The organism is Streptomyces sp. NPDC058665 (genome assembly GCF_042714995.1).
Taxonomy (GTDB): Bacteria; Actinomycetota; Actinomycetes; order Streptomycetales; family Streptomycetaceae; genus Streptomyces.
Genome location: NZ_JBHXRX010000005.1, coordinates 129574 through 155045, shown reverse-complemented (window position 1 = coordinate 155045; position 25472 = coordinate 129574). Strand labels below are relative to the sequence as shown.

17 protein-coding genes are annotated in these 25472 nt (G+C 71.6%); 9 read left to right on the top strand and 8 right to left on the bottom strand.

Annotated elements, in window-relative coordinates; all coding sequences use genetic code 11:
- Window positions 1-44: 44 nt before the first annotated feature.
- From ACFWV8_RS04765 to ACFWV8_RS04755, 3 genes are all read right to left on the bottom strand, one after another.
- Complete coding sequence (locus ACFWV8_RS04765) at window positions 45-992, bottom strand: helix-turn-helix transcriptional regulator (protein WP_384197978.1); 948 nt, start codon at window positions 990-992, stop codon at window positions 45-47.
- A 1-nt stretch (window position 993) separates the two neighbouring features.
- Entirely contained in the window at window positions 994-1899 is a 906-nt protein-coding gene (locus ACFWV8_RS04760) for a DUF4097 domain-containing protein (protein ID WP_384197976.1), read from the bottom strand.
- Window positions 1900-2011: 112 nt separating this feature from the next.
- Window positions 2012-2191: a DUF6104 family protein gene (locus ACFWV8_RS04755; RefSeq protein ID WP_189105494.1), complete on the bottom strand. Its 180-nt coding sequence runs from the start codon at window positions 2189-2191 to the stop codon at window positions 2012-2014.
- Between the two features lie 76 nt (window positions 2192-2267).
- Here ACFWV8_RS04755 and ACFWV8_RS04750 point away from each other — a divergent pair, with 76 nt between their 5' ends.
- The 7 genes from ACFWV8_RS04750 to fxsT all read left to right on the top strand — a co-directional run bounded on the left by ACFWV8_RS04750 (window position 2268) and on the right by fxsT (window position 14136).
- Window positions 2268-2762 carry a CU044_2847 family protein gene (locus ACFWV8_RS04750; protein ID WP_384197974.1) on the top strand — a complete coding sequence of 165 codons (495 nt, stop codon included), beginning with the start codon at window positions 2268-2270 and terminating at the stop codon, window positions 2760-2762.
- Window positions 2763-2916: 154 nt separating this feature from the next.
- Window positions 2917-4947, top strand: a complete 2031-nt coding sequence (locus ACFWV8_RS04745) for a trypsin-like peptidase domain-containing protein (RefSeq protein WP_384197972.1) — start codon at window positions 2917-2919, stop codon at window positions 4945-4947.
- 112 nt (window positions 4948-5059) lie between these two features.
- Complete coding sequence (locus ACFWV8_RS04740) at window positions 5060-6121, top strand: AAA family ATPase (RefSeq protein ID WP_384197970.1); 1062 nt, start codon at window positions 5060-5062, stop codon at window positions 6119-6121.
- Between the two features lie 4 nt (window positions 6122-6125).
- Complete coding sequence (locus ACFWV8_RS04735; RefSeq protein WP_384197968.1) at window positions 6126-9161, top strand: SAV_2336 N-terminal domain-related protein; 3036 nt, start codon at window positions 6126-6128, stop codon at window positions 9159-9161.
- Window positions 9162-9537: 376 nt separating this feature from the next.
- Window positions 9538-9729, top strand: coding sequence for a hypothetical protein (locus tag ACFWV8_RS04730; RefSeq protein ID WP_384197966.1), 192 nt, complete (start codon window positions 9538-9540; stop codon window positions 9727-9729).
- Window positions 9730-9781: 52 nt separating this feature from the next.
- A complete protein-coding gene (locus ACFWV8_RS04725) occupies window positions 9782-11059 on the top strand; it encodes an aKG-HExxH-type peptide beta-hydroxylase (protein ID WP_384197965.1) in 1278 nt (425 codons plus the stop codon).
- Between the two features lie 56 nt (window positions 11060-11115).
- The gene (fxsT, locus tag ACFWV8_RS04720; protein ID WP_384197963.1) at window positions 11116-14136 is read left to right on the top strand and encodes an FxSxx-COOH system tetratricopeptide repeat protein; all 3021 of its coding nucleotides are present in this window, start codon (window positions 11116-11118) and stop codon (window positions 14134-14136) included.
- Window positions 14137-14214: 78 nt separating this feature from the next.
- Here the strand turns inward: fxsT and ACFWV8_RS04715 are convergent, their stop codons facing one another.
- The 4 genes from ACFWV8_RS04715 to ACFWV8_RS04700 all read right to left on the bottom strand — a co-directional run bounded on the left by ACFWV8_RS04715 (window position 14215) and on the right by ACFWV8_RS04700 (window position 21121).
- Window positions 14215-18087: a multifunctional oxoglutarate decarboxylase/oxoglutarate dehydrogenase thiamine pyrophosphate-binding subunit/dihydrolipoyllysine-residue succinyltransferase subunit gene (locus tag ACFWV8_RS04715; RefSeq protein WP_384197961.1), complete on the bottom strand. Its 3873-nt coding sequence runs from the start codon at window positions 18085-18087 to the stop codon at window positions 14215-14217.
- Window positions 18088-18334: 247 nt separating this feature from the next.
- Window positions 18335-19357, bottom strand: coding sequence for an ATP-binding protein (locus ACFWV8_RS04710; RefSeq protein WP_384198079.1), 1023 nt, complete (start codon window positions 19355-19357; stop codon window positions 18335-18337).
- Window positions 19358-19506: 149 nt separating this feature from the next.
- Window positions 19507-20244 (bottom strand): response regulator transcription factor, encoded by a 738-nt coding sequence (locus tag ACFWV8_RS04705; protein WP_329381634.1) that lies wholly within the window; start codon window positions 20242-20244, stop codon window positions 19507-19509.
- Window positions 20245-20353: 109 nt separating this feature from the next.
- The gene (locus ACFWV8_RS04700; RefSeq protein WP_384198077.1) at window positions 20354-21121 is read right to left on the bottom strand and encodes a spermidine synthase; all 768 of its coding nucleotides are present in this window, start codon (window positions 21119-21121) and stop codon (window positions 20354-20356) included.
- A gap of 194 nt (window positions 21122-21315) precedes the next feature.
- Between ACFWV8_RS04700 and lon the strand changes: the two genes are divergently transcribed.
- Entirely contained in the window at window positions 21316-23730 is a 2415-nt protein-coding gene (gene lon, locus ACFWV8_RS04695; RefSeq protein ID WP_384197960.1) for an endopeptidase La, read from the top strand.
- Window positions 23731-23855: 125 nt separating this feature from the next.
- On the opposite strand, the gene ACFWV8_RS04690 is transcribed toward lon, so the two are convergent.
- Window positions 23856-24701 carry a lysozyme gene (locus ACFWV8_RS04690; protein WP_329381628.1) on the bottom strand — a complete coding sequence of 282 codons (846 nt, stop codon included), beginning with the start codon at window positions 24699-24701 and terminating at the stop codon, window positions 23856-23858.
- Between the two features lie 241 nt (window positions 24702-24942).
- On the opposite strand from ACFWV8_RS04690, the gene ACFWV8_RS04685 reads away from it, so the two are divergent.
- The gene (locus ACFWV8_RS04685; RefSeq protein WP_384197958.1) at window positions 24943-25437 is read left to right on the top strand and encodes a MarR family winged helix-turn-helix transcriptional regulator; all 495 of its coding nucleotides are present in this window, start codon (window positions 24943-24945) and stop codon (window positions 25435-25437) included.
- The last annotated feature ends 35 nt before the right edge of the window (window positions 25438-25472 follow it).

Below are 25472 nucleotides of genomic sequence, written 5' to 3'. Positions count from 1 at the left end.
CCCACCCGCACCACGAACCCCCGCCGGAGGCGACCCCGTGCGCCCTACGCCGGAGGCCTCCGCAGCAGTGCTCCGATGTGGGCCGCCGCCGTGGACAAGTGGCCGCGGGCCTCCGTCAGTTGGGCCTCCGTCACCCCGTGGTCGCGCGCCGCGTCGCGGACGTCGTCGCGGAAGCGGTCCAGCAGGCGGTCCAGGTCACGGGCCGGGTCGCCCGTCGCGGGTGTGTCCTCGGCCCACGCGGAGTCGGTGTCCGGTTTGGCGTACGGGGGCCATGCGGAGCCCTTCGCCAAGCCTCCGAGCTGCGTGGACAGTTCGGACAGGCCCTCCCGTACCCCCGTCGGCCAGTCGCCGCGCGAGAAGTGGCCCTGGACCTGGTCCTGGACCTGTTTGGCGATGCGCAGCATCTCCTGGCGGGCCGTCTCCTGGGCCTCCTTGGCCTGGCGGCGGGCCTGTTGGGCGTCTTCGCGGGCCCGGCGCGACTCGTCCTTCGCGCGGCGGGCCTGTTCCTTCCACTCCTGCTTCGCGCGCCGCAACTCCTCCTTCGCCGCGCGCCACGACTCGCCGTCCCCGGGCCCGTTCTCCCAGTCGGGGCCAGGGGAAGGCGTGCCCGCCGCGGACGCCGCCGCGCGCATCTCGTTGCGCAGCTGGCCCGCCGCACCCCGTACGTCGTCCCGGATCTCCGCGGCGAGTTCGGAGACGGACTCGCGGATCTCCAGCTCCAGGTCGGCGAGTTCACCGCTGCGGCCCGCCAACTCCTCGCGGCCCGCGTCCGTGATCGAGTAGACCTTGCGGCCGCCCTCGGTGGCGTGCGTGACCAGGCCCTCGGCCTCCAGCTTGGACAGCCGCGGGTAGACCGTGCCGGCGGACGGCGCGTACAGCCCCTGGAAGCGCTCCTCCAGCAGCCGGATCACCTCGTACCCGTGCCGCGGTGCCTCGTCGAGCAGCTTGAGCAGATAGAGGCGGAGGCGGCCGTGGGCGAAGACCGGGGGCATGTCAGAGCTCCTTCTTGTCGGCCGGCGTCGCGTCGTCCGCGACGGTGTCCACGGGTGCCGCGTCGTACGGTTCCTCCGCCGGCGGCCTCCGCAGGAGGGCGATCGAGCCGGACACCGTCACCGCCTTGAGCTGCCCCGTACCCGACCCGAGCGTGCCGGTGATCTTCTTCGAGCCCCAGTGTCCGCCGACGCGCAGATCGTCGAACGCGTTGGAGACCGAACCGCTCGTCGTGTTCGCCTCGACCGTCGCGTCCGCCGGGTGCGGCAGTCTGATGGCGACCTCGCCCGAGACCGTGTTGACCTTGATGTCGGTGGGTTTGCCGGCGGACTCCAGGTCGATGGCCATGTCGCCGCTGACGGTATCGGCCCGTACGGAGGATCCCCCGCAGTCCACGACGGTCAGATCACCGGAGACCGAGTTGAAGCGGAGGTCGCCGGTGACGGCCTGGGCCTCGACGTTCCCGGTGACGGTCTCCGCGCGGACCCGGCCGGCCAGGCGGACGAGGGTGGTGTCGCCGTGCACGCCGCGTACGTCCGTACGCCCCTTGATCCCGGAGATCACCGCGCCCGCCCCGACGACGCCGACCTCGACGCTCGCCGTCGAGGGGACCGTGAGTGAGACGACGGCGCGGCGCCGGCGGCCCTTGGGGTCGAGCCAGCTGAGGAGGTTCTGCCAGGGCAGGTCCTGGTAGGCGATCGTGAGCGTGCTGCCCGTGCGGGTCACGATCAGGGGCGGGCCCTGGATCTCGGAGATCTCCAGACGCGCGCCGCCCTGGTCGGCCAGTGCGGTCTCGTCCATGCCGACGACATTGACGGTGCCGTTCGCGATGCGCACGCTGAGCGCCGTCACGGGGTCGTCGAACGTCAGCTTCTTCGGCTCGCTGACTTCCCACGTCGACTCTGCCATGGTGCTGACTCCCCTGGGCCGGCCACGACGCAACATATCGCGTCTCTTACTCGACACGATATATCGCGGATGGGGGAAGTCAAGACCTATCGCGATGCCCGTCGGCGGCGCTTCAGTCGTCCTCGTCGTCGTCCAGACGCGCCAGCCAGGTCGCCAGGCGTTCCACCGGAACCTCGAAGTCCGGGTTGAGGTCGACGAACGTACGGAGCTGCTCGGCCAGCCACTCGAAGGTCACTTCCTCCTCGCCGCGCCGCTTTTCCAGTTCCTCGATCCCGCGATCGGTGAAGTACATGCGGACAGCGTAACTACCTGGTGGGGAGGGGAGGTATCCCACACATCGGTGTGGAGCGAGCGGGGGAGGGGTGGCGGTGGACCGCGACATACGGGGCGGCCATGAGGTACGGGAGGTGGTCCTGCCCGGTGGGGAGGTCATCCTCGCCAGGGTCGGCGTGCTGAGGGAGGACAATTCCGGGTTCGACGACGTCGGAGCCGCCGACCGGCTGCGCGCGGGCGTGACCCGCGTCAACGAAGTGATCGCCGCGGTCGGCGCGACCGTGATGGACGCGGCGCGGGCGGCGGGGCCCAGCGAGGTCAGTGCCACGTTCGGCATCGAGCTGGCGATGAAGCCCGGCGCGGCGGTGGCGGCCGTCCTGGCGGACGGGGAGGCCAAGGCGTCCATCTCCGTCACCCTCACCTGGCAGCCGGGGCGCGAGCCGTCGGCCGTACCCCCCGGCGTCCCGTCGGCGTCGGCCGCCCCGCCGGTGCCCCCGCCTCCCGGCGTCCCCCCGGCGCCCGCCGCCCCGCCCCGGCCGCAGGGCTCGCCGGGAGAGGAACCACTCCCCACTTCGGGATCATCCGGTTAGCCTCGTCCCACTTGCCTCAACTTCGGGGGAACGGGGTGCGGATGAAAGACGCTCAGGTCTGCGGATCGCTCGGTACGGGGAAACGCGCTGTTCCAGAACATGCCGATCGCTCGCGCGCCCTCCCAACGCCCTTGTACCCCCCGTGTGTTGACGCATGAGCTCCCTCGAAGACCCCGTGAGCCGGGGAGTCGTCCGCATCGGCCCCGCCGCCGACGGGTATGACAGGGACAGTGCCGGATTCTGGGGCAGCGGCTTCTTCGTCGCCCCCGAATGGGTCGTGACCTGCGCACATGTCGTGGACAAGAGGGTGGGTGCGATGGAGCGGGAGCCAGGGGGCCCAGTCACGGTCACCACCTACGAGGACGAGCGCTTCGACGGCGAGATCGCCCATGTCCTCGCCGGGCACGACCTCGCGCTCGTGCGGGTGCCCGGCGCGGACTTCGCCGACTGCCTCTGGCTCAGCGACCGTTCGGCGGCGACACCAGCCGAGGTCGAGCTGTACGGCTGGGCGGACACGGCGGGGGCGCACGGCAGCGAGGAGTTCCTCTCCGCGACGGCGATGGCCACCGGAGGCCGCCGCAGGAATCCGATGTGGCTCCAGAACGGCCTGGTGCTGCACGGCTGTTCGGGCGGTCCCGTCATCGACACCCGGTACGGATCGGTCATCGGCGTCATCAAGGGCAAGAAGCAGGGCGACGTCACGATCGGCCGTGCCGAGTCCGTCACCGCGCTGCGCACGCTCTGCGACCAGGGCGCCGAATCCCTCTGGGCCGAGGTCATAGGCGCCCACGACCGGCACCATCTGCGGCGCTTCGAGGGCTCCGGCGAGAGCTGGCCCCGTCTGCACACCCGCCTCGCGGTGGCGCAGGGCCAGCCGCACAGCTTCACCCCACAGGCCCGCACCCAGCTGTACGGGCTCTTCGCCGACGTCGAACCGCCGTCGGGCCCCGGCCAGGTGCTGCACCTGGTCAACGGCGCGAGCCGGCGGCTGCTGCGCAGCCCGCAGCGCATCGAGTCCAACGACCCGCGCAGCTGGCGCGAGGGCTCGGGCCTGCTCTACGACCCCCGCGAGCACACCGAAGGCGCCCTCGCGGGACGGGATCTCGAACAGGAAGCCGTCGTCCTGTACGCGGCGATGGTGTACGGCACGCTGCGCGCGCCCCGCGACACCCCGGCCGCCAAGAAGCTCCGCCACTGGGTGGAGAGCGCCGCCAACGCCCTGGAGACCGACGTGATCCGCGAGGAGAGCCTGGCGCTCCTCGCCGGCTGCGACGGCGCCGACGACGGCGAGGCAGGCGCGGGCACCGTCCCCGGCGACGCGGCCCACGACGACGTACTCGTCGTCATCGAGCCCGAGGTCTACGGCACCCACCCCTGGCGCGTGCAGCTGCTGGACCCCGACGGCGGTACGACCACCGTCCGGTACGACGAGGAGGGCGTGCCGCGCACCGGGCTTGAGGCCGCCGTACGCCAGGGGCTGAGCGAGGCGCTGGCCCGCGCCGACGCCGGGCAGTACGTGGCGGCCGTCGACTTCCTGCTGCCCCGCGCGCTCTTCGACGAGCCCGTCGACGAGTGGCGCTCCCGGCTGCCGGGCGCCGACGAACCGCCCAGCGTGCACACGCTCCCGATCGGACTGCGCCGAGTCGTCGCCCTGCGCGACCAGTTGCGCCGCCGCGACGGCGTGACCCCGGAGTGGAACCGCGGCAGACGCGCCACCGCCCGGGGGCCGCTGGAGGCCGTACCGCTCTGTCTGGACGTACCGGACTGGGGGCACACGGCCGGTGCGCCGGAGGGCGAGGAGGCGGCGTACGCGCGGCTGTCGGTGAGCACGGCGGGCGTCGCGGGCGTATCCCTTCCCGTGTACTGCGCGAGTACGGCCACCGGGCGCGGCTCCCGCGTCCTCACCCGCGCCTTCCACGCCGGCCATGTCGCGGTGCTGTGCCGCCGTGCCGCCGAGGACGGGCACGACGACTGCGCCGAGTTCTACCGCAGGGCCGCCCAGTTGGTGCGCGAGGCACCCACCGGCAGCGCGCTGCGCGAACGTGTACGGGTGCTGCGCAACCTCAGCGCTGGCCCTGAACATACCGACCAGGACACAGCCTGGGCACGGCACATCGTCCTCATCTACGATCCACCCCACAGGCCGGCGCTTCCCGACGAACCTCTGCACGCCCCGCCCCTATGACAGGCAGCTGCCCCCAAGTGACCTGCCGTGGAGGGGGTATGAGCGACCAAGCGGGGTACGGACGTCCAGGATGCCGGGCGTACGCCGGGCTGACATCGATGAGGAGCCCACAGTGAGCGACTGGCGCATCTACCGAGGAGCGGGACTGCCGCACGACGGTGCGCGGCAATTACCCGATCCGCCTCCCTGGCGCGAGTTCACCGCACGGAGCGCCCACGGCGCCGACGGGCCCGATCCCGCGGACGGCGCCGGCGGTACGGGGGACGGGGCGGACACCGAAGAGGTGGACAACGCCCGCAGGCTGGGCGTCAAACGCCGCCTCGTGGAGTCGTTCCACCCGCGCCCCGAAGAGGTCGAGGCCGTCAACGCCGCGCTCCAGCTGCGCCGTCCACTCCTCGTCACCGGAACTCCCGGCACCGGCAAGTCGACGCTCGCGCACGCGGTCGCCCACGAACTGCGTCTCGGCCGTGTGCTGCGCTGGCCCATCGTCAGCCGCACCACCCTCCAGGACGGCCTCTACCACTACGACGCCATCGGCCGCCTCCAGGACGTGCAGTTGGACCGCGCGGTGTCCGGCGACGCGGTGACGCAGCCGCCCATCGGCTCGTACATCAGGCTCGGCCCGCTCGGTACGGCGCTGCTGCCCTCGCCCGACGGACTGCCCCGGGTGCTGCTGATCGACGAGTTCGACAAGAGCGACATCGACCTGCCGAACGACCTCCTGAACGTCCTGGAGGAGGGCGAGTTCACGATCCGTGAGCTGGAACGGCGCGCCGAGCGGGAGCCCACGACCGACGTCCTCACCGACGACGGGACACCGGTGGCCGTGGTGGGCGGCCGGGTACGGTGCACGGCGTTCCCCTTCATCATCCTCACCTCCAACGGTGAACGGGACTTCCCCGCCGCCCTGTTGCGCCGCTGCATCCAGCTCGACCTCAAACCGCCCGGCGAGAAACAGCTCGCCGCGATGGTCGCGGCCCATCTGGGCGAGGAGGCCCTGGAGGAGGGGGCCGAGCTGATAGAGCGGTTCCTCCAGCGCGAGCCCGGCGAGGTCGTCGCCACCGACCAGCTGCTGAACGCGCTCTATGTGACCCAGCGGGCCGCCGCCGCCGAACAGGTCACCCGCAACAGGCTCGCCGAGATGCTGCTCCGCCCTCTGGACCGTCCGAGGTGATGGCGTGACCATCCCCGACCCGCCTCCCGGCGCAACGCCACGCCCGCCCCCCGACGGCACGCCCGACGCGCCGCCCGCCGGGCCCGACGCCGGACACAGCGGGCCCGCCGCGGCGGCCGGGCTGGCGGAGCTCGTCGGCAGACTGCGCGCGGCGGGCCGCGACGTATCGGCCAGAGAGCTGGCCGAGGCCGTCTGGCTGGCGCGTCTGACGGCTCCGGAGGCGCGGACGGGGGATCGTCCGGAGCATCATGAACCACCGACCACCCGGCACTCCGGGCCAGACTCGGCCGTGCGGCCACCCGCCGAAGAGCCCGAGCCCCGGCCCGAGCCCCCGCCCCGCAGCTCCGAGCACACCGCACCCCTCTCGCTCTACGCCCCGTCCGGCGCCGACGCCGTCCCGACCCGCTCGTTCCCGATACGGGCCCCCGCCACCGGCGCCCTCTCCGGTCTGCTCGGCCTCCAGCGCGCGCTGCGACCGCTGCGCGGCTACCGCCCGCCCGTCCCCCCGGTCCTCGGTGAGGAACTGGACGAGGAGGCGACCGCCGAACGCAGCGCCGCCGACGGCTTCCTGCGCCCCGTACGCCGCCCGGCCGCGCACCGGGAGGCCGAGATCCAGCTCCTGATGGACGCCTCACCGACCACTTCCGTGTGGCAACTGACCCTGGAACGGCTCCGGCAGGCCTGCGAACGGCTCGGCGCGTTCCGTGACGTCCAGGTGCACTATCTGCACCAGGGTCCGGACGGCTCCGCGATGGCCGGTACCGGACCCGACCCGAACCACACCCGGCTGCGCCCCGCCGACCAGCACCGTGACATCACCGGGCGCCGGCTCACCCTGGTCATCAGCGACTGCGTGGGACCGCTGTGGCAGTCCGGCGGTGCCCAACGGCTGCTGTACCGCTGGGCCGAGGCCTCCCAGATCGCCGTCGTCCAGCCACTGCCGCCGCGCCTGTGGGACCGTACGGCGCTGCCCGCCGATCCCGGGATGCTCGTGCACGAGCCGGGCGTGGGGCGCGGCATGCGGTTCGTCGCCGACGAGAGACACGGCCGCGAGGCGCCGCCCGTCGGCGCACGCCCCGTGCCCGTCCTGCTGCCGACCGACCGGGTACTCGGCGGCTGGGCCCAGCTGCTCGGCGGCACCGGCACCCGTACGATGCGCGGCGCGGCGGGCTGGGTGCTGCCGCAGCACCCGGCGCAGCCCGCGTCGGGGCCGTACGGCGGGGCGCGTACCCCGCAGGCGCGGCTGCGCGACTTCCGCTCCGGCACGTCGCCCGGCGCGCTCGAACTGGCCGTGCATCTCGCGGCCGTACCGCTCTACTTGCCGGTCATGCAGCTCGTACAGGAAGCCCTGCTCCCGGACACCGGCCCGATGCAGCTGGCCGAGGTGCTCCTCGGCGGGCTGCTGGAGCGGCTGCCCGACACCGCGGGCGTGCCGGGACCGCGCTACGACTTCGCGCCCGGCGTACGCGAACTGCTGCTGGAGATGCTCGACCGGGGCGCCGCCGAGCTGGTCCTCAAATATCTGTCGGAGTACGTCGCCCGGCGCTTCGGCAAGGGCATGCGCAACTTCCCCGCGCTGGCCGTCGCCCGTCTCCAGGGGCTGGAGGCCGGCGAGGCGAGCGTGCCGGAGGACCCCGACGGCGGACCGCAGGCCGACGAGGAGCTGTTCGCGCAGGTCCCGGCGCGGGTGGTGCGCTGGTACAAGCCCGTACGGCCGGTGCCCGGCAGGCTGGACGAGGTGGAGCGGCTGCTCGGGCTGTGGCGCGACCGCCGCGACCGGCAGATGCTCTTCGACGCGCAGGCGCTCGCCGAGGCGGCGCTGGCCGCCGACGGCGACGAACGCGCACGCCATTTGCTCGGGCGGGTGCTGTTCGCCCGCGCCAACTCGGCGGAGGCGCGCCGTGATCCCGAGGAGGCGCACGGGCTGCTGGTGCGGGCCGAGCGGCTGCTCGTAGGAGAGGAGCCGGCGACGGCGGTCGCCCGCGCGGACGTCCGGCACGAACTGTGGCGCCAGGACGGTGACACCCGGTGGCTGCGCGCGGCCGTGGACGGGCTGGCCGAGGTCCCCGACGGGGGGGACCTCGCCACGGAGACGGCCCGCCGGCTGCGGATGGGCCGGGCCCTGCTCGACCTCGCGAGGAACGAGACCGATCGGGACGAGCCCGCCACCGCGTCGGTACGTGAACTGCGTTCCGCGCTCGCGCTGTTGGACGAGCTGGCGGCACCGCCCCCTCGCCGCGCCGGCGCACTCCTCGACCTCGTCTCGGCTCTGCGGCTGACGCGGGAGCAGGACACGGCGGAGCTGCTCGCCCTGACGGACGCGGCCGAGTCGGCGGCCGAGGACAGCGCCCCGCTGCTGCTGCGCGCCCGGCGCGAGCGGGCGCGGATCCACCGCGAGGCGCACGACTGGGAGGCGGCGGCGACCGCGTACCGGCAGGCCGAGCGCGCCGCGCCGCGTGACAGCGACATCCGCTGCGAACTCCTCGCCGAATGGGGCGAGATGCTGCTCGCCGAGGCCCGGCGCCCCGACCGCGCCGAGGGCATCCTGCGCGAGGCCCTGACGAACGTGTCCTCCGGGGCCCCGCTCCGCTGGCACCTGCATCTCCTGCTCGGTACGGCCCTGCTGGAGCGCTACCGCGGCGACAGCGCGGGCAGCGGCTTCCTGCCCGACGTCTACGAGGGCTGCCATCTGCTGGAGCTCGCGGCCCGGCGCGCGGCCGAGTCCCCGGCCAGGGCCCGCTCCTGGCTGATGCTGGCGGGCGCGCGGCTGGATCTGCCGGACCCGCAGGCGCACTTCGCCTCCGCGGAGTCCGCCTACGGCCGGGCGCTGCGCGAGACCACCGAATCGCCCTCGCTCACGGCGGCCCGCGCCCTGCACGGCCGCGGTGAACTGTACGAGCGGATGGCACGCCCCTTCGCGGCACGGGCCGACTACCGCACGGCGGAGGGCCACTGGCGCCGGCTGATGGAGCAGGGCACCCCGGTCCCGGAGGACGAGGTACGGGCGACCCGCGAGCGGGCGCGGGCGCTGGGCGAGTGAGGCACCGGGGCTGAGGCGCCAGGGCTCAGACACCGCGGGGCCGCGGACCGGAAGACCGGGCACGTGCGTGGACCGACCCGTCCGAGGATCCCGTCCGTGCGCGACCGTGCTGTGCCTCTACGCGCCCGGCATGCGCTCCCCGTCGTGTGTCCATGAAGTTACGTGCTCCGGCCGGAACACCAACTCCCTGTGTGGCGAACGGGTTTCCGAATCATGGGCCTCGGGAAGTAGAACCCTCGCGGCAGCGCCTCCCACGGCATGCCGTGAACGCGGCACCGTCCGCCCCGCAGAGCGGTGCTCACCGGTGTCTGGTGTGTGCGATCGCAAGGCGGGACTTTCACCACACGCCCTCGGGGGCATCGGGGAGGAGCAGAGCGTGCTGGAGCAACGTGTGCCCGGATCCGCGGAGGAGACGGGTGGGTTTCCGGGGAGCCCGGTGCTCCCCGATCTCACCGGTGTCGACCTGCTGACCCTCCAGGGGCTGGACGACGAGGCGCTGACAGCGGCCGTCGAGGACGTGCTCGGCTGCCCAGGCTCGTTCACCGACTCGTGGGGCGACTCACCGTGAACCGGCCGCTCCGGCGGCGGGATCCGGCCGCTCTCGCCGCGGAGCGGAGGTAATGGCCGCGGCTCCCGGGGCCTTCCATGTCCCGCCCGCCACGCTGGTGCGGATCGCCGCCACCCGCCAGCGGCCCCACGACATGGACCTGCTGGACGCCGCGCTGCACAGCCGCCGGCTGGTTCTGTTCAAAGCCCTCCTCGCCCGTGTCGGACGGGAGGACTTACCCGCGCCCGCCCGTGCCGCGTTCGACCGGGACTGGCGCCTGCTGGAGCGGGCCGAGTCGCCCGCACCGGCCGCCGCCCGCAGGCTCCTCGACTACCCGGCCGTCGGCGGCTGGATCGTGGACGCCCTCAACGCACCCGGACCGGACGGTCTCGCCGCCTCCCTGCACCCCCTCGGCGGCATCGCCGCCGGTACGGCCCTGCGCACCGGAGCCCAGCTCCGCACGGTGCTCCCCACGGCCGGCGGACGGCTCGTCCTGCCCGGCACCGGCGTCCAGGACACCCGGGCGTCCCACGTACGGATCCGCACCGGCCCGCGCGGCACGCTGCTCACCCCGGTGGGACACGCCGCCCGGTCCGTGCTCCTGCGGCCCGACGGCCGGGGAGCGGGGGCGGGCTGGACCTCCCTGGCCGTGCTGCCCGGCAGCGCCGCCCGGCTCGACGGCACCGGCACCGGACACACCGCCGCCCAGGACGCGGGGCCGCCGCCGCCCGACCGTGCCGCCTGGCTCACCCGCTGGCGCGCCGCGGTCGACCTCCTCCAGGCAGCCGACCCCTGGCGCGCCGCCGAGGTCACCGGGCTCGTACGGTCCCTGGTCCCGATGGACCCGGCCGGCGAAGGCGCTTCAAGCCGCACGCTCAGGGCCGCCCCCTGGGCCGTGCACACCGCGCTGCCCGACACCGCCCGGCGGTTCGCGGAGGTGCTCGTGCACGAGCTCGCCCACAGCAAGCTGGCCGTACTCGCCGACCTCGTCGCGCTGCACCACGCCGACGGCTCCGCCGTCCACCACGTCGCCTGGCGCGAGGACCCGCGCCCCTTCGACGGTGTGCTCCAGGGGACGTACGCGCATCTCGCCCTCGCCGACCTCTGGTCGCGCGTCGCCGAGCGCCCCGGCGCCGGGCCGCCCGCCCGCCGCGCGGCCCGCGCCCGCCGCGAGGAGTACCGCGCCCAGGTCGCCGACGCGCTGCCCATTCTGCTGAACAGCCATCAACTCACCGAGCACGGCGAGCGGTTCACCGTATCGATGAGGGACCACCTGACCTCGCTGGGCGGGGGGCCCAATAGCCCGTACGCACTGTCCGATTCCCTGTCCGCGGACGGTGACGTTCGGTAACCTTTCAGACGCGCCGTCAGGGAATGGCGCAGCTCGATGAATGAGGAGACGCGCGCATGGTCGCTCAGCGACACCTGACGGAGGACGGCGGCCCCGATCAGGAGTCACAGCATTTCGTGGTCGCCTTCCCGGGCCATCACCGGCCCTGGGCCACCTGGATCGCACGCCGGCTCGAAGCACACGGCCACCGCGTCACCTCGCACCGCTGGGACCCCGATCGCGACGAGTCCCTGGAGGACGCGCTCGGTGACCTGCTGCTGGCCAGAGGACGGGTCCTGCTGGTGCTCAGCGACTGGTTCTTCCAGCTGGGCCCCCGGCGCGAGGGCGAGTGGAACACGGTGCTGCGCGGCTTCGTGGCCGCCAACGCCGAGCGGTTCGCCGCCGTCAATCTGACCAACCGCGCGCTGCTGCCCGCGACCGCCGTGCTCGAACCGGTCGACCTGTGGGGCATCGCCGAACAGGAAGCCGAACGGCGCCTGCTGACACGGCTCTCCCTCGAACCGACACCGCGCGCCGACGCGGTGGCCTCCCCCTCCCGCTATCCCAGCGACGCGCCGGCCGTCTGGGGCGAGGTGCCGCGCCGTAACTCCCGCTTCACCGGCCGTGACGACCTGCTCAACCGCATCCAGGAATCCCTCACGGACGTCGAGTCCGGCGCGGCGGTCTGCGCGCTGGTCGGTATGTCGGGCATCGGCAAGACCCAGCTCGCCGCCGAGTACGCGCACCGCTTCAGCCCCGACTACGACGTCGTGTGGTGGGTCAACTCCGACCAGCGCGGCACCCAGCGCGACCGGTTCGGCGAACTGGCACCGGCCCTCGGCCTGCGCGGTGGCTCCGAGCCCGGTGAGCGGATCCGCGCGGTGCGTGACGCGCTGCGCCGGGGTGATCCGCACAGCCGCTGGCTGGTGATCTTCGACGGCTGGGAGGACGTGGAGGAGGCGACCGCGATGCTGCCACGCGGCGGCACCGGCCATGTGCTGATCACCTCGCGCAACCACGGCTGGCGCACCGTCGGTGAAGTCGTCGAGGTGCCCGTCTTCCGGCGCGCCGAATCGACCGGCTATCTGATGCGCAGGGCCCCGCACATCACGGCGGAGGAGGCCGACAAGGTCGCCGTCGAGTTCGCGGACCTGCCGCTCCAGATGGCCCACGCGGCGGCGCTGCTCGGTGAGTGGCAGATGCCCGTGGCGGAGTATCTGGACAAGGTCCACAGCGGTGAGATCAACCCCCTGGACACCACGACGGAGCTGGGCGACTACCCCAGCTCCTCGCTCACCTCCTGGTCGATGTTCTTCAACCGGGTCCGCGACTCCGAGCCGCGCGCCCTCGAACTCCTCAAGCTGTGCGCCTGCTTCGCCCCCGGGCGCATCCCCATCGGCCTGGTCCGCGGCGTGGCCCCGGCCGACCTTCCCGAACAGCTGCGCTGGATCGCCGACAACACCCCGGACTGGCCGCGCGCCCTGGACACTCTCGCCAACTACTCGGTCATCACGAAGGATTCACGCAGCCCGTCCGTCGCCGAGGGACGCGAGGCCGGGCCCCGCCAGGAGTCCGTCCATATGCACCGCGTCGTGCACGGCATCGTCAGGCAGCTCACCGCGAGCGACGACCGCGAGATCCACCGCGATGTGGTCCGCCAGGTCCTCATCGGCAGCAACCCCGGTGAACCGTCCGACAGCAGGCAGTGGCCCCGGTACGCGGAGATCCTGCCGCAGCTCGAATTCTCGGGCGTGCTGGAGAGCACCGACCCGCGCGCCGTCCAGCTCGTTCTGAACAGCCTGCGTTACTGCTACAGCAGCGGTGAGTACACCGTCGGTATGGACCTCGTCGGGTTGGTCCGGGCGAAGTGGGAAGAGCTGTTCGAGCCCGACGCCCCCGAGATGCTGGAGCTCAGCGCGCGGACCACGGTGATTCTCCGGGCCAGCGGGCGGTTCCACGAGGCGTTGGACAGGGACGTGGCGGCCCTGGCGTTGCTGGAGGCCCAGCCGGAGCCGGACCCGATCAGGCTGATGACGGCCAACGCGGGGCTCAGCTCCGACCTCCGGTTCCTCGGCCGCTATCCGGAGGCGTACGAGCTCCAGCGGGACCTCGTCGAGGTCGGCCGGGAGCTGCTGGGCGCCGAGGAGTGGACGACGCTCCTCGCCCAGCACAGCCTGGGGGTGTCCCTGCGGCTTCTCGGCCAGTACGAGAAGGCGTACGAGGTCGACCTCGACACGCTGCGCAAACGCGAGGCCGTCCTGCGCGCCCGGCACTCCAACACCCTGCACTCGGTCAACGCCTGCGCCCGCGACCTGCGGCTCCTCGGCCGCTACCACGACGCCCTGGCCCGCCAGGAGCTCGGCGTACGGACCCATATTCAGGTCCTCGGCGAGCATCACCCGCAGACCCTGTGGGCGCAGCACAACCTCGTCCTGTGCAGGCGCAGGGCGGGCACGAAGGGTGAGGACTTCGGTCCCGTGATGGCCGACCTGCTCGCGCGCCACGAGCGCGTGTACGGCAAGAGCCATCACAACAACCTGATGCTCGTCACGGACTACGGCAACTACCTGCGCGTGCACGGCGATCTGGGGCACGCCAAGGATCTGCTCGCGGAGGCCGAGGACACCTACCGCTCCCTGGTCGGCCAGGCCCACCCCGTACCGACCGGCATGCAGTCCAACGTCGGGCTCCTCATGCAGGCCGAGGGGAACAGGGACGGCGCGCTCGTCCTCTTCGAGCAGGCGCTCACGGGTCTGCGCACCCTGCTCGGCGACGACCACCCCTGGACCCTGGGCTGCGCGCTCAACGCGTCCGGCGGGCGCAATCTGACGGGACGTCTGGAGGAGGCCGCCGAGCTGAGCAGGGACACGCTGCGGCGCGCCCGTGCGGTGATGGGCGACGACCATCCGATGACGCTCTCCAGCCAGACGGCGCTCGCGGCCGACCTGCGCGCGCTCCAGCAGCGCGAGGAGGCGGACAAGGTGGAGGAGGACGCGCTCCAGAAGCTGACGCGCACCATGGGCGCGCAGCACCAGCACACCCTCTCCGCCCGCCAACGGGTACGGCCCTACTGGGACTTCGAGCCGTATCTGGGCTGAGCACCAGGCAGCGACGTACGAGGGCCCGGCACCGCTCGCGCGGTACCGGGCCCTCGTACGTACGTCGGATCACACCGGTCAGGCGTCGAACACCTCGGCGCACAGCTGCGCCTGCTCCGCCTGGTGCCGCTTGGCGGAACCGACCGCCGGCGACGAGGACGCGGGCCGCGAGATACGGCGCAGCCGCTCGTCGTGCGGGACGTCGGCGCCGACCGCCAGGTCCAGGTGGTCGATCAGGTTGAGCGCGATGAACGGCCACGCACCCTGGTTCGCCGGCTCCTCCTGCGCCCACAGGTACTTCTCGGCGTTCGGGTACTTCGCGATCTCCGCCTGGAGCTCCGCGCCCGGCAGCGGGTACAGCCGCTCAAGACGCACGATCACCGTGTCCGTCAGACCGCGCTTCTGCCGCTCGGCGTCCAGATCGTAGTAGACCTTGCCCGCGCAGAAGACGACCTTGCGGACGGCCGCCGGATCGATCGTGCCCGCCTCGGTCATCGAGTCGCCGATCACCGGGCGGAAGCCGCCGGTGGTGAACTCCTCGATCTTCGAGGTCGCCGCCTTCAGCCGCAGCAGCAGCTTCGGGGTGAAGACGACCAGCGGCTTGTGGTGCGGATTGTGGACCTGCCAGCGCAGCAGGTGGAAGTAGTTCGACGGCAGGGTCGGCATCGCGACCGTCATGTTGTTCTGCGCGCACACCTGGAGGAAGCGCTCGGGGCGCGCGGACGAGTGGTCCGGGCCCTGGCCCTCGTAGCCGTGCGGCAGCAGCAGCGTGACGCCCGAGGTCTGGCCCCACTTCTGCTCCGCCGATGAGATGAACTCGTCGACGACGGTCTGCGCCCCGTTGACGAAGTCGCCGAACTGGGCCTCCCACATGACCAGCGACTCCGGGCGGGCCAGTGAGTAGCCGTACTCGAAGCCCATCGCCGCGTACTCGCTGAGCAGCGAGTCGTAGACGTTGTACCGGGCCTGGTCCTCGGCCAGGTACAGCAGCGGGGTGTAGTCCTCGCCGGTCTCCTGGTCCACCAGCACCGCGTGGCGCTGGCCGAACGTGCCGCGGCGGGTGTCCTGGCCCGAGAGCCGGACCGGGGTGCCCTCCATCAGCAGCGAGCCGATGGCGAGCGTCTCGCCGGTGCCCCAGTCGATCGTGCCGTCCTCCACCGACGCGGCGCGGCGCTGCATCTGCGGCATGAGCCGCGGGTGCACCGTGATGTGGTCGGGGATGTTGACCTGGGACTCGGCGATCCGCTTGACGACCTCCTGGGAGATGGCCGTGGTGACCGCGACCGGGAACTCCGCCTGGGCGTCCGGGACATGGGCCGGAGCCGGGTGCGACGTGGCCTCGCGGACCTCGGCGAACACCTTCTCCAGCTGGCCCTGGAAGTCCTGGAGCGCCTGCTCCGCCTCTTCCAGGGTGATGTCGCCGCGCCCGATCAGCGACTCGGTGTAGAGCTTGCGCACCGAGCGCTTCTTGTCGATCAGGGTGACCATCTGCGGGTTGGTGAACTGCGGGTTGTCGCCCTCGTTGTGACCGCGCCTGCGGTAGCAGATGAGGTCGATCACGACGTCCTTGTTGAACGTCTGGCGGAACTCGAACGCGAGCCGCGCCACCCGGACGCACGCCTCCGGGTCGTCACCGTTCACATGGATGATCGGCGCCTCGATCATGCGCGCGACGTCGGTCGCGTACATGGAGGAGCGCGAGGCCTCCGGGGCGGCGGTGAAGCCGACCTGGTTGTTGATCACCACGTGCACCGTGCCGCCGGTGCGGTAGCCGCGCAGCTGCGACATGTTGAGCGTCTCGGCGACGACACCCTGGCCCGCGAAGGCCGCGTCGCCGTGCAGCGCGACGGGCAGCACGGTGAAGTCCGTGCCCGCCTTGTTGATGATGTCCTGCTTGGCGCGCGCGATGCCTTCGAGGACCGGGTCGACCGCCTCCAGGTGCGAGGGGTTCGCGGCCAGCGAGACCTTGATCTGCTCGCCGTCGAGACCGGTGAAGGTGCCCTCGGCGCCCAGGTGGTACTTCACGTCGCCGGAGCCGTGCATCGACTTCGGGTCGAGGTTGCCCTCGAACTCGCGGAAGATCTGGGCGTACGACTTGCCGACGATGTTCGCCAGGACGTTGAGCCGGCCGCGGTGGGCCATGCCGATGACGACCTCGTCCAGCCGTGACTCGGCCGCCGAGTCGATGACCGCGTCGAGCAGCGGGATGACGGACTCGCCGCCCTCCAGCGAGAACCGCTTCTGGCCGACGTACTTGGTCTGGAGGAACGTCTCGAACGCCTCGGCGGCGTTGAGCCTGCGCAGGATCCGCAGCTGTTCCTCGCGCTCCGGCTTGGTGTTGGAGCGCTCGATGCGGTCCTGGAGCCACTTGCGCTGCTTCGGGTCCTGGATGTGCATGAACTCGACGCCGGTGGTGCGGCAGTACGAGTTGCGCAGCACGCCCAGGATGTCGCGCAGCTTCATCATCGACTGGCCGGCGAAGCCGCCGACCGCGAACTCCCGCTCCAGGTCCCACAGGGTGAGGCCGTGCTCGGTGATGTCCAGGTCGGGGTGCTTGCGCTGGCGGTACTCCAACGGGTCGGTGTCGGCCATGACATGGCCGCGCACCCGGTAGGAGTGGATCAGCTCGAAGACCCGCGCGGGCTTCGTGACGTCCTCGTCGTGCGAGGCGTCGATGTCCTTGAGCCAGCGGACCGGCTCGTAGGGGATGCGCAGCGACTGGAAGATCTCGTCGTAGAACTCGTTCTCGCCGAGCAGCAGTTGGCTGACGATCCGCAGGAACTCGCCCGAGGCGGCGCCCTGGATGACGCGGTGGTCGTACGTGGAGGTCAGCGTCATGACCTTGGAGATGCCCAGCTTGTTCAGGGTGTCCTGCGAGGTGCCCTGGAACTCGGCCGGGTAGTCCATCGATCCGACGCCCATGATGACCGACTGACCGGGCATCAGACGCGGCACGGAGTGGACCGTGCCGAGACCGCCCGGGTTGGTCAGCGAGACGGTGACGCCGCTGAAGTCGTCCATCGTCAGCTTGTTGTTGCGGGCGCGCCGGACGATGTCCTCGTACGCCTGCCAGAACTCGAAGAAGTTGAGCGTCTCGGCCTTCTTGATGCCGGCGACGACCAGTTGGCGGTCGCCGTTCGGCTTCACCAGGTCGATGGCCAGACCGAAGTTGATGTGCTCCGGCTTGACCAGGGTGGGCTTGCCGTCCTTCACCGTGAAGGAGTAGTTCATCGACGGCATGGCCTTGATGGCCTGCACCATCGCGTAGCCGATGAGGTGCGTGAAGGAGATCTTGCCGCCGCGCGCCCGCTTCAGGTGGTTGTTGATGACGATGCGGTTGTCGAAGAGCAGCTTCACCGGGACGGCGCGCACGGACGTGGCCGTGGGCAGCTCCAGCGACAGGTTCATGTTCTTCGCGACGGCCGCCGACGGGCCGCGCAGCGTCACGTACTCGGGGCCCGTGGGCTCCTCGGCCGGCGCTTCCTTCGGCTCGGCCACGACCGCGGGCTTGGCGGCGGGCGCCGCCTTCGCCGGTGCGGGCGCGGCGGCGGCGGGCCTGGCAGGCGCGGCGGGGGCGGCCGGCGCCTGGGTCTCGGCCTTGGGGGCGGGGGCCTGCGCGGGAGCCGCGGCCACGGGCTTCGCCGGCGCGGCCGGGGCCGTCGCGGTGGTGGTGGCGGGCGGCGCTGCCGGTGCGGCGCTCACCGCAGCCCCCGCGGCTGCGGTGGATGTCGCGGCCGGCTCCGGGGATTTGTCCGCCGCACCGGTGGTGCCCGGCTTGTAGTCGGCGAAGAAGTCCCACCAGGCACGGTCGACCGAATTCGGGTCCTGGAGGTACTGCTGGTAGATCTCGTCGACGAGCCATTCGTTGGGCCCGAAGGCGGCGGCAGGATTCTTTTCCTGCCCCGTTTGGTCGGTCGAGACGCTTGAGTTACTGGGGGACTGAGACGACACGGCGGCAACCGCCCTCTTCCGCTTCACAAGGTGATGGACAGCGGGAATCAAGGCTACGCCTACCGGACCGAGAGGAGCAGACCGGGCGGGGGCAACGTCATGCAAGTCACACCGGAAGGCGGGTTTCGGCACAGGAATTGGCGGGAAACTAGCCAGGTTTCCTTGGGGCAGTCCTTGTAGCTGTCCTCGGAACTGTGGACACACCGTGGGAACGAGCACTTCCGGTGCCTCCGGCTCGAACCTTACGTCAACCCCGCGCCCGAGGTATTCCCGGAAGTGTCACCTGGATGAGGCACCCGCGAACGGATTCGGCCACCCCGATGCGTCCGCCGTGCAGATCCACCGCCCAGCTCGCGATCGCCAGCCCCAACCCCGTACCGCCGTCGCTGCCCGGCCCGTGCGGCGAGGGTGAGCTGCCGCGGTTGAAACGCTCGAAGACCCGGTGGCGCTCCGGCTCCGGAATGCCCGGCCCCTCGTCCTGGATCTCCAGATCCAGCGACTCGGGACCGTGCCCGCGCCGCGCCCGTACGGTCACCCGGCCGTGCGGCGGGCTGTGTTTGACCGCGTTGTCGATGAGATTGGCCACCACCTGGTGCAGCCGCTCCGCGTCCGCGTGCGCCGTCAGCTCCGGCGGCGACACATCCAGATGCAGATGGACGTCCGTACGGGTGTGATTGCCCGAGGCCGAGCTGAGGCCGCGCTGCGAGGCCGCGAGATTGGCCTCCTTCAGGACGCCCGACAGATACGGCCACACCTCGAAGCGCCGTGCTTTGAGCGGCAGCACACCGTTGTCGAGCCGGGAGAGGTCCAGCAGCGTCTCGACCAGCCGGCCCAGACGCTCCGTCTGCTTCAGCGCCGTACGCATCGTCTCCGGGTCGGCGGCGGACACCCCGTCCACCACGTTCTCCAGCACGGCACGCAGGGCGGCGATCGGGGTGCGCAGCTCGTGCGAGACGTTGGCGACCAGCTCCTTGCGGTGCCGGTCGACGGCCTCCAGATCGTCCGCCATCCGGTTGATGGTGGAGGCCAGATCGCCCAGTTCGTCACGGCGGTCGGCGCCACTGACCCGCCGGGTGTAGTCACCGTGCGAGATGCCCTTCGCGACGGTGTTCATCTCGTCCAGCGGCGCGGTCAGACCGTGCGCCACGAACTGCGTTATCAACAGCGTCGCGATCATCGAGAAGACCGTGATGAAACGCAGCTCCGTCTCGGTGCGCAGCGCCACCATCAGCAGGCCCGTGGTGATGAGCACGGAGACCACGACGAGCATGCCGAGCTTCGTCTTGATCGAGAACGGCCGCAGACCGCCGCCGTCGGGCCCGCCGACGGCGCCGTGCCCGGCTCTGATCCTGGCCGGGCCCTTCCGTGCGGGGCCCTGCCTGGACGGATCCTGGCGCGGCGCGCCGCCCGGCGACCGGCTCATGGCGCCGGTGTCTCCAGGGCGTACCCCACACCGTGCACCGTACGGATCCGCTCGGCGCCGATCTTGCGGCGCAGCGCCTTGATGTGGCTGTCGACCGTACGGGTGCCCGAGGCGTCCGCCCAGTCCCACACCTCGGCCAGCAGCTGCTCGCGCGATAGCACCGCGCGGGGCGTGTTCGCCAGGCAGACCAGCAGGTCGAACTCGGTGGGCGTCAGATGCACGTCCTCGCCGCGCACCCGTACCCGGCGCTGCGCGTGATCGATCTCCAGCTCGCCGAGGCGCAGGATGCCGCTGCGCGGGGTCACGGCGGCCAGCGCCGCGCGTTCCACCCTTCGCAGCAGCACATGCACCCGGGCCGCCAGCTCCCGCATCGAGAACGGCTTGGTCATGTAGTCGTCGGCCCCGACACCGAGGCCCACGAGCATGTCGGTCTCGTCGTCGCGCGCCGTCAGCATCAGCACCGGCACGGGGCGCTGCGCCTGGACACGGCGGCAGACCTCCAGACCGTCAAAGCCGGGCAGCATCACGTCGAGCACCATCAGGTCGGGCTGCCAGGCCTCGGCGGCGTCGACGGCGGCAGGGCCGTCGACGGCCGTCTGGACGACGAAGCCCTCGGCACGCAGCCGGGCCGCGATGGCGTCCACGATCGTCGCGTCGTCCTCGACCACGAGCACCCGGCGCTGCGCGCCGGGAGAGGCCGCGACCCCGTTCTGGCTGGTGTGTGTCTGCTCCATCGCCCCGCCCCTGGTACGTTCCGCGATCCGTGTTCCTCGATCCATCAACCTCATGAGGATGTGGATCCCATGTGTGGGGAGCAGCGTAGAGGCACCGGAGGGGTCCCGGCTACGCAGGGCGAACGCCGAGGTGGACCACGTCAGGCACTCCCCGGGCAACTTGGATCTCTTCGGTCCTAACCCCGGTGAAACCGGCATTCCGCAGGGCGTCCTCGAACGCGGACGAAGGTTGCGCGGACCAGACGGCGAGCACTCCGCCGGGGTTGAGCAGGGCCAGACAGGCGGCCAGTCCGCCGGGTGTGTAGAGGTTCGCGTTCTCGTCCGTGACGGTCCAGCCGGGGCCGTTGTCGATGTCCAGGCAGAGCGCGTCGTAGCGGTCGAGCGGCTGGTCGCCGCCTTCCGGCGGCTCCGTCCCCGGCTCTGTGTTCGTACGGATGTAGTCGACCAGATCGGTGTGGAGGATCACAGTCCGCGGGTCGCCGAGCGCCGCTCCGGAGATCCGTGCGAGCGGTCCCTCGTGGTGCCAGTCGATGACCGCCTGCTCGCGTTCGACCACCACGATCCGGCCCCAGCGCTCGTCGTCGGCGGCGTGCGCGAGCGAGAAGCCGACGCCGAGCCCGCCGATGAGGACGGACGGCAGGCCCTCGCGGCGGCCGGGGGCGAGGGCGGCCCGCGCGGCGTCGATCAGCAGGCGTTCGGAGCGGCCGTCGGAGGTGTCCATCAGGAAGGTGCCGTTGGCGATGATCTCGTGGATGTCACCACCACTCCCGCCGTCACCTGTGCCGCCGCGACCGGACCGCCGGCGCAGGACGACCTCGCCGTACGGGCCGTCGCGCCGGTCCAGGGTGACGGGACGGTCGTGGATCGTTCGGGACATGGGCTCGGGCACGGGGACGTCTCCTCAGTTCTGCGGGCGACCGGGGCCGGCGCCATCCTCGCGGGGTACGCGGGGCGACGGCAAACCGGTGGGATCGCTCAGAGCGAACACCCTCCCCAGGTATCGGGGAACAACTGGGGGCTCACAAGCATTGAGTCTGCATAGCTCAACTTTTTACTGCCGAAGGGGAGACCATGGCTGCCACGTCCACACCGCTCACCCTGCCCGTGCTGCCGCTCGACGACGAGGTCGTGCTGCCGGGGATGGTGGTGCCCCTGGACCTGTCCGACACCGAGGTGCGCGCCGCCGTCGAGGCCGCCCAGGCGGCTGCCCGCGACGAATCCGACGGGGGAAAGCCGAAGGTGCTGCTCGTGCCGCGCCTCGACGGGGCTTACGCGGGGACCGGCGTCCTCGGGACCGTCGAGCAGGTCGGCAGGCTCTCCGACGGCGACCCCGGCGCCCTGATCCGCGGCAGGGGCCGCGTCAGGATCGGCGCCGGTACGACCGGGCCCGGCCGGGCCCTGTGGGTCGAGGGTCTGCACGTCGACGAGACCGTGCCCGACCCGCTGCCCGGCTCCGTCACCGAACTGATCAAGGAATACAAGGCTCTCGCCACCGACTGGCTGAAGAAGCGCGGCGCCTGGCAGGTCGTGGACCGCGTCCAGCAGATCGACGACGTCTCGCAGCTCGCCGACAACGCCGGTTACTCGCCGTTCCTCAGCACCGCCCAGAAGGTCGAGCTGCTGGAGACCGCCGACCCGGTGGCCCGTCTGAAGACGGCGACCGACCAGCTCCGCGAGCACTTCGCCGAGCAGGACGTCGCCGAGTCCATCGCCAAGGACGTCCAGGAGGGCGTCGACAGGCAGCAGCGCGAGTTCCTGCTGCGGCGCCAGCTCGACGCCGTACGCAAGGAGCTGTCCGAGCTCAACGGCGACGCCGCCGACGAGTCCGACGACTACCGGACCCGCGTGGAGGCCGCCGACCTGCCCGAGCACGTCCGTGAGGCGGCGCTCAAGGAGGTCGACAAGCTGGAGCGGTCGTCCGACCAGAGCCCCGAGGGCTCGTGGATCCGCACCTGGCTGGACACCGTCCTCGAACTGCCGTGGAACGAGCGGTCCGAGGACGCGTACGACATCCAGGGAGCCCAGCGCGTCCTCGACGCCGAGCACGCGGGCCTGGACGACGTTAAGGAACGGATCACGGAGTACCTGGCCGTGCGCAAGCGCCGTAACGACCGCGGCCTGGGCGTCGTGGGAGGCCGCCGCGGCGGCGCCGTCCTCGCCCTCGTCGGTCCGCCCGGCGTCGGCAAGACCTCGCTCGGCGAATCCGTCGCGCACGCCATGGGACGGTCCTTCGTCCGCGTCGCGCTCGGCGGTGTCCGGGACGAGGCGGAGATCCGCGGCCACCGGCGTACGTACGTGGGCGCTCTCCCGGGCCGTATCGTCCGGGCGATCAAGGAGGCCGGTTCGATGAACCCGGTCGTCCTGCTCGACGAGATCGACAAGGTCGGCTCCGACTACCGGGGCGACCCGGCCGCGGCCCTCCTGGAAGTCCTCGACCCGGCGCAGAACCACACCTTCCGCGACCACTACCTGGAGGTCGAACTCGACCTCTCCGACGTGGTGTTCCTCGCCACCGCGAACGTCCTGGAGTCCATCCCCGAGGCACTGCTCGACCGGATGGAGCTGGTCCGTCTCGACGGCTACACGGAGGACGAGAAGGTCGTCATCGCACGCGACCACCTGCTGCCCCGGCAGCTGGAGCGGGCCGGTCTGGAGACCGGCGAGGTCACGCTGGAGGACGAGGCGCTGCGCAAGCTGGCGGGTGAGTACACCCGCGAGGCGGGCGTGCGTAACCTCGAACGCTCCATCGCCAGACTGCTCCGCAAGGTCGCCGCACAGCACGAGCTGGGCGAGCGTGAGCTGCCCTTCTCCGTGGGAGACGGCGAGCTGCGCGGTCTCATCGGCCGCCCGCACCACGTGCCCGAGTCCGCCCAGGACCCGGCCGAGCGCCGCACCGCGGTGCCCGGCGTGGCCACCGGCCTCGCCGTCACCGGCGCGGGCGGGGACGTCCTCTTCGTGGAGGCGTCGCTGGCCGACCCGGAGACGGGCGGTTCGGGGCTCACCCTGACCGGACAGCTGGGCGATGTCATGAAGGAGTCGGCGCAGATCGCGCTCTCCTTCCTGCGCTCGCACGGCGCGGAGCTGGAACTGCCGGTCGCCGACCTGAAGGACCGGGGTGTGCACATCCACTTCCCGGCGGGCGCGGTGCCGAAGGACGGCCCGAGCGCGGGCATCACGATGACGACGGCGCTCGCCTCGCTGCTGAGCGGACGCCAGGTCCGTACGGATGTCGCCATGACCGGTGAGGTCTCGCTGACCGGGCGTGTCCTGCCCATCGGCGGCCTGAAGCAGAAGCTGCTGGCCGCGCACCGCGCGGGCATCACGACCGTCGTGATCCCCAAGCGGAACGAGGCGGACCTGGACGACGTCCCCGCCGAGATCCTGGAGAAGCTGGAGGTCCACCCGGTGACGGATGTCCGCCAGGTTCTGGAGATCGCGCTCTCGTCGGCGACGGCCGCCGCGACGGAGATCCCGGTCGCCGCGTAACGGCGCAGGCCGGAGACGGCCGGAGACAGGGGTGGGCCCCCGGCACCGAGTGCCGGGGGCCCCACCTCGTTCGCGCGCGGGTCGTTCCGCGCGCGGGCGGCTCGTGCGCGCGGCCGGCGCCGCTGTCAGCCGTTCGCGAGGGCCACGACGCGGTCGAGCGCGCCGTTGAACCTGTTGTGGTCGCCGACGATGGGCCCGGTGGAGGTGTACTGCCACATCGTGTAGTAGCCCCAGCCGGCCGGGAGTTCACCCACGGTGGAGTTGTACCGGGCCACCCAGAGCGGGTTCGTGGAGCCGAAGCCGCTGTAGTTGCCCGTGCACTGGGTCCACCAGCTGGTGGCCGTGTAGATCACGGCGTCACGGCCGGTGCGGGACTTGTACGTGTTCAGGAACTCGCGGATCCAGGCGACCATCTGCGCCTGCGTCTTGCCGTAGCAGGCGGCGCCGTACGGATTCCACTCGATGTCCAGCACACCGGGCAGCGTCTTGCCGTCACGCGACCAGCCACCGCCGCCGTCGACGAAGTAGTTGGCCTGGTTGGCGCCGCTGGAGTCGTTGGGGGTGGCGAAGTGGTACGCGCCACGGATCATGCCGATGTTGTACGAACCGTTGTACTGCTGCGCGAAGTACGGGTTCTTGTAGTAGTTGCCTTCCGTGGCCTTCACATACGCCCACTTGACGCCGCTGGTCCACAGGGAGCCCCAGTTGACGTTCCCCTGGTGGCTGGAGACGTCGACGCCTTCGGTCTGCACGGCGCGGTTTCCGGCGGCCGGGCTGCCGCCCTGGCCGTCGTGCTCGATGACGCCCATGCCCATGTGGGCCGAGCCCCGTTGGGGGGTGTCCGAGGTGCGGGGGGTGCCGTCGGCGCTCGCCGCGCCCGGCAGGGTGAGGAGAAGGGCGAGAGCCGCGAGGAGGACACCGGCCAGGGTGAGGCGGCGGTGGCCTGACGCGTCGGATCTGTGCACGGACATGTTCGTGCCTCCGAGAACCGTTGAGGGGGGAGCCCATGAGGGGGAGCCCATGACGTGTCGGCGGTCATGGTGTGGACATGCCAACACTGCGCTGGGAACGACGCTACGCGGACGCGGCGGAGCGGGGGAAGGGGCTCAGGCCGGTGCCGTTGGTATAAACCTGCGAAATAATGACCGAGCTGGGGCAATGGGTCCCGGCGACGGGAAACTTTCAGGAGCGGGAAAGCTCGCGATGAGTGCTATGGGTGCTGACGTGCACGGAGACGGTACGGCGAATGAACCCGAACCGGCCGGGAAAAGTGATGTGGACAGCGAATTCCTGGCGCTGGAACGGGAGTTGGCCGTTTTCCTGCGGCGCGCCAGAGCCAATTCCGGTGAAATGGCCCGCGAGGTCCACCCCGAACTGGAGCCCGCCGCCTACGGACTTCTCGTACGGCTGGAGGACACCGGCCAGCAGCGCGCCACCGATCTCGCCCTCTATTTCGGCGTCGGCAAAGCGACGATGAGCCGTCAACTCCACGCGCTGGAAGGGCTCGGACTGGTCACGCGGGAGCCCGATCCCGCCGACGGGCGCGCCTCGCTGGTCCGTCTCACGGCCGAGGGGCTCGCGCGCTTCCGCCGGGTGCGGGACGCGCGGCGCGAGCGGTACGTGCGCAAGCTCGCGGACTGGAACCGGGCCGAGGTCGCCGAACTGGCGCGGCTGCTGCACCAGTTGAACACCCGCGCGGCGAACTGACCGCGCCTGCCGAAGAAGCGGCGGTCGGAGGCGGG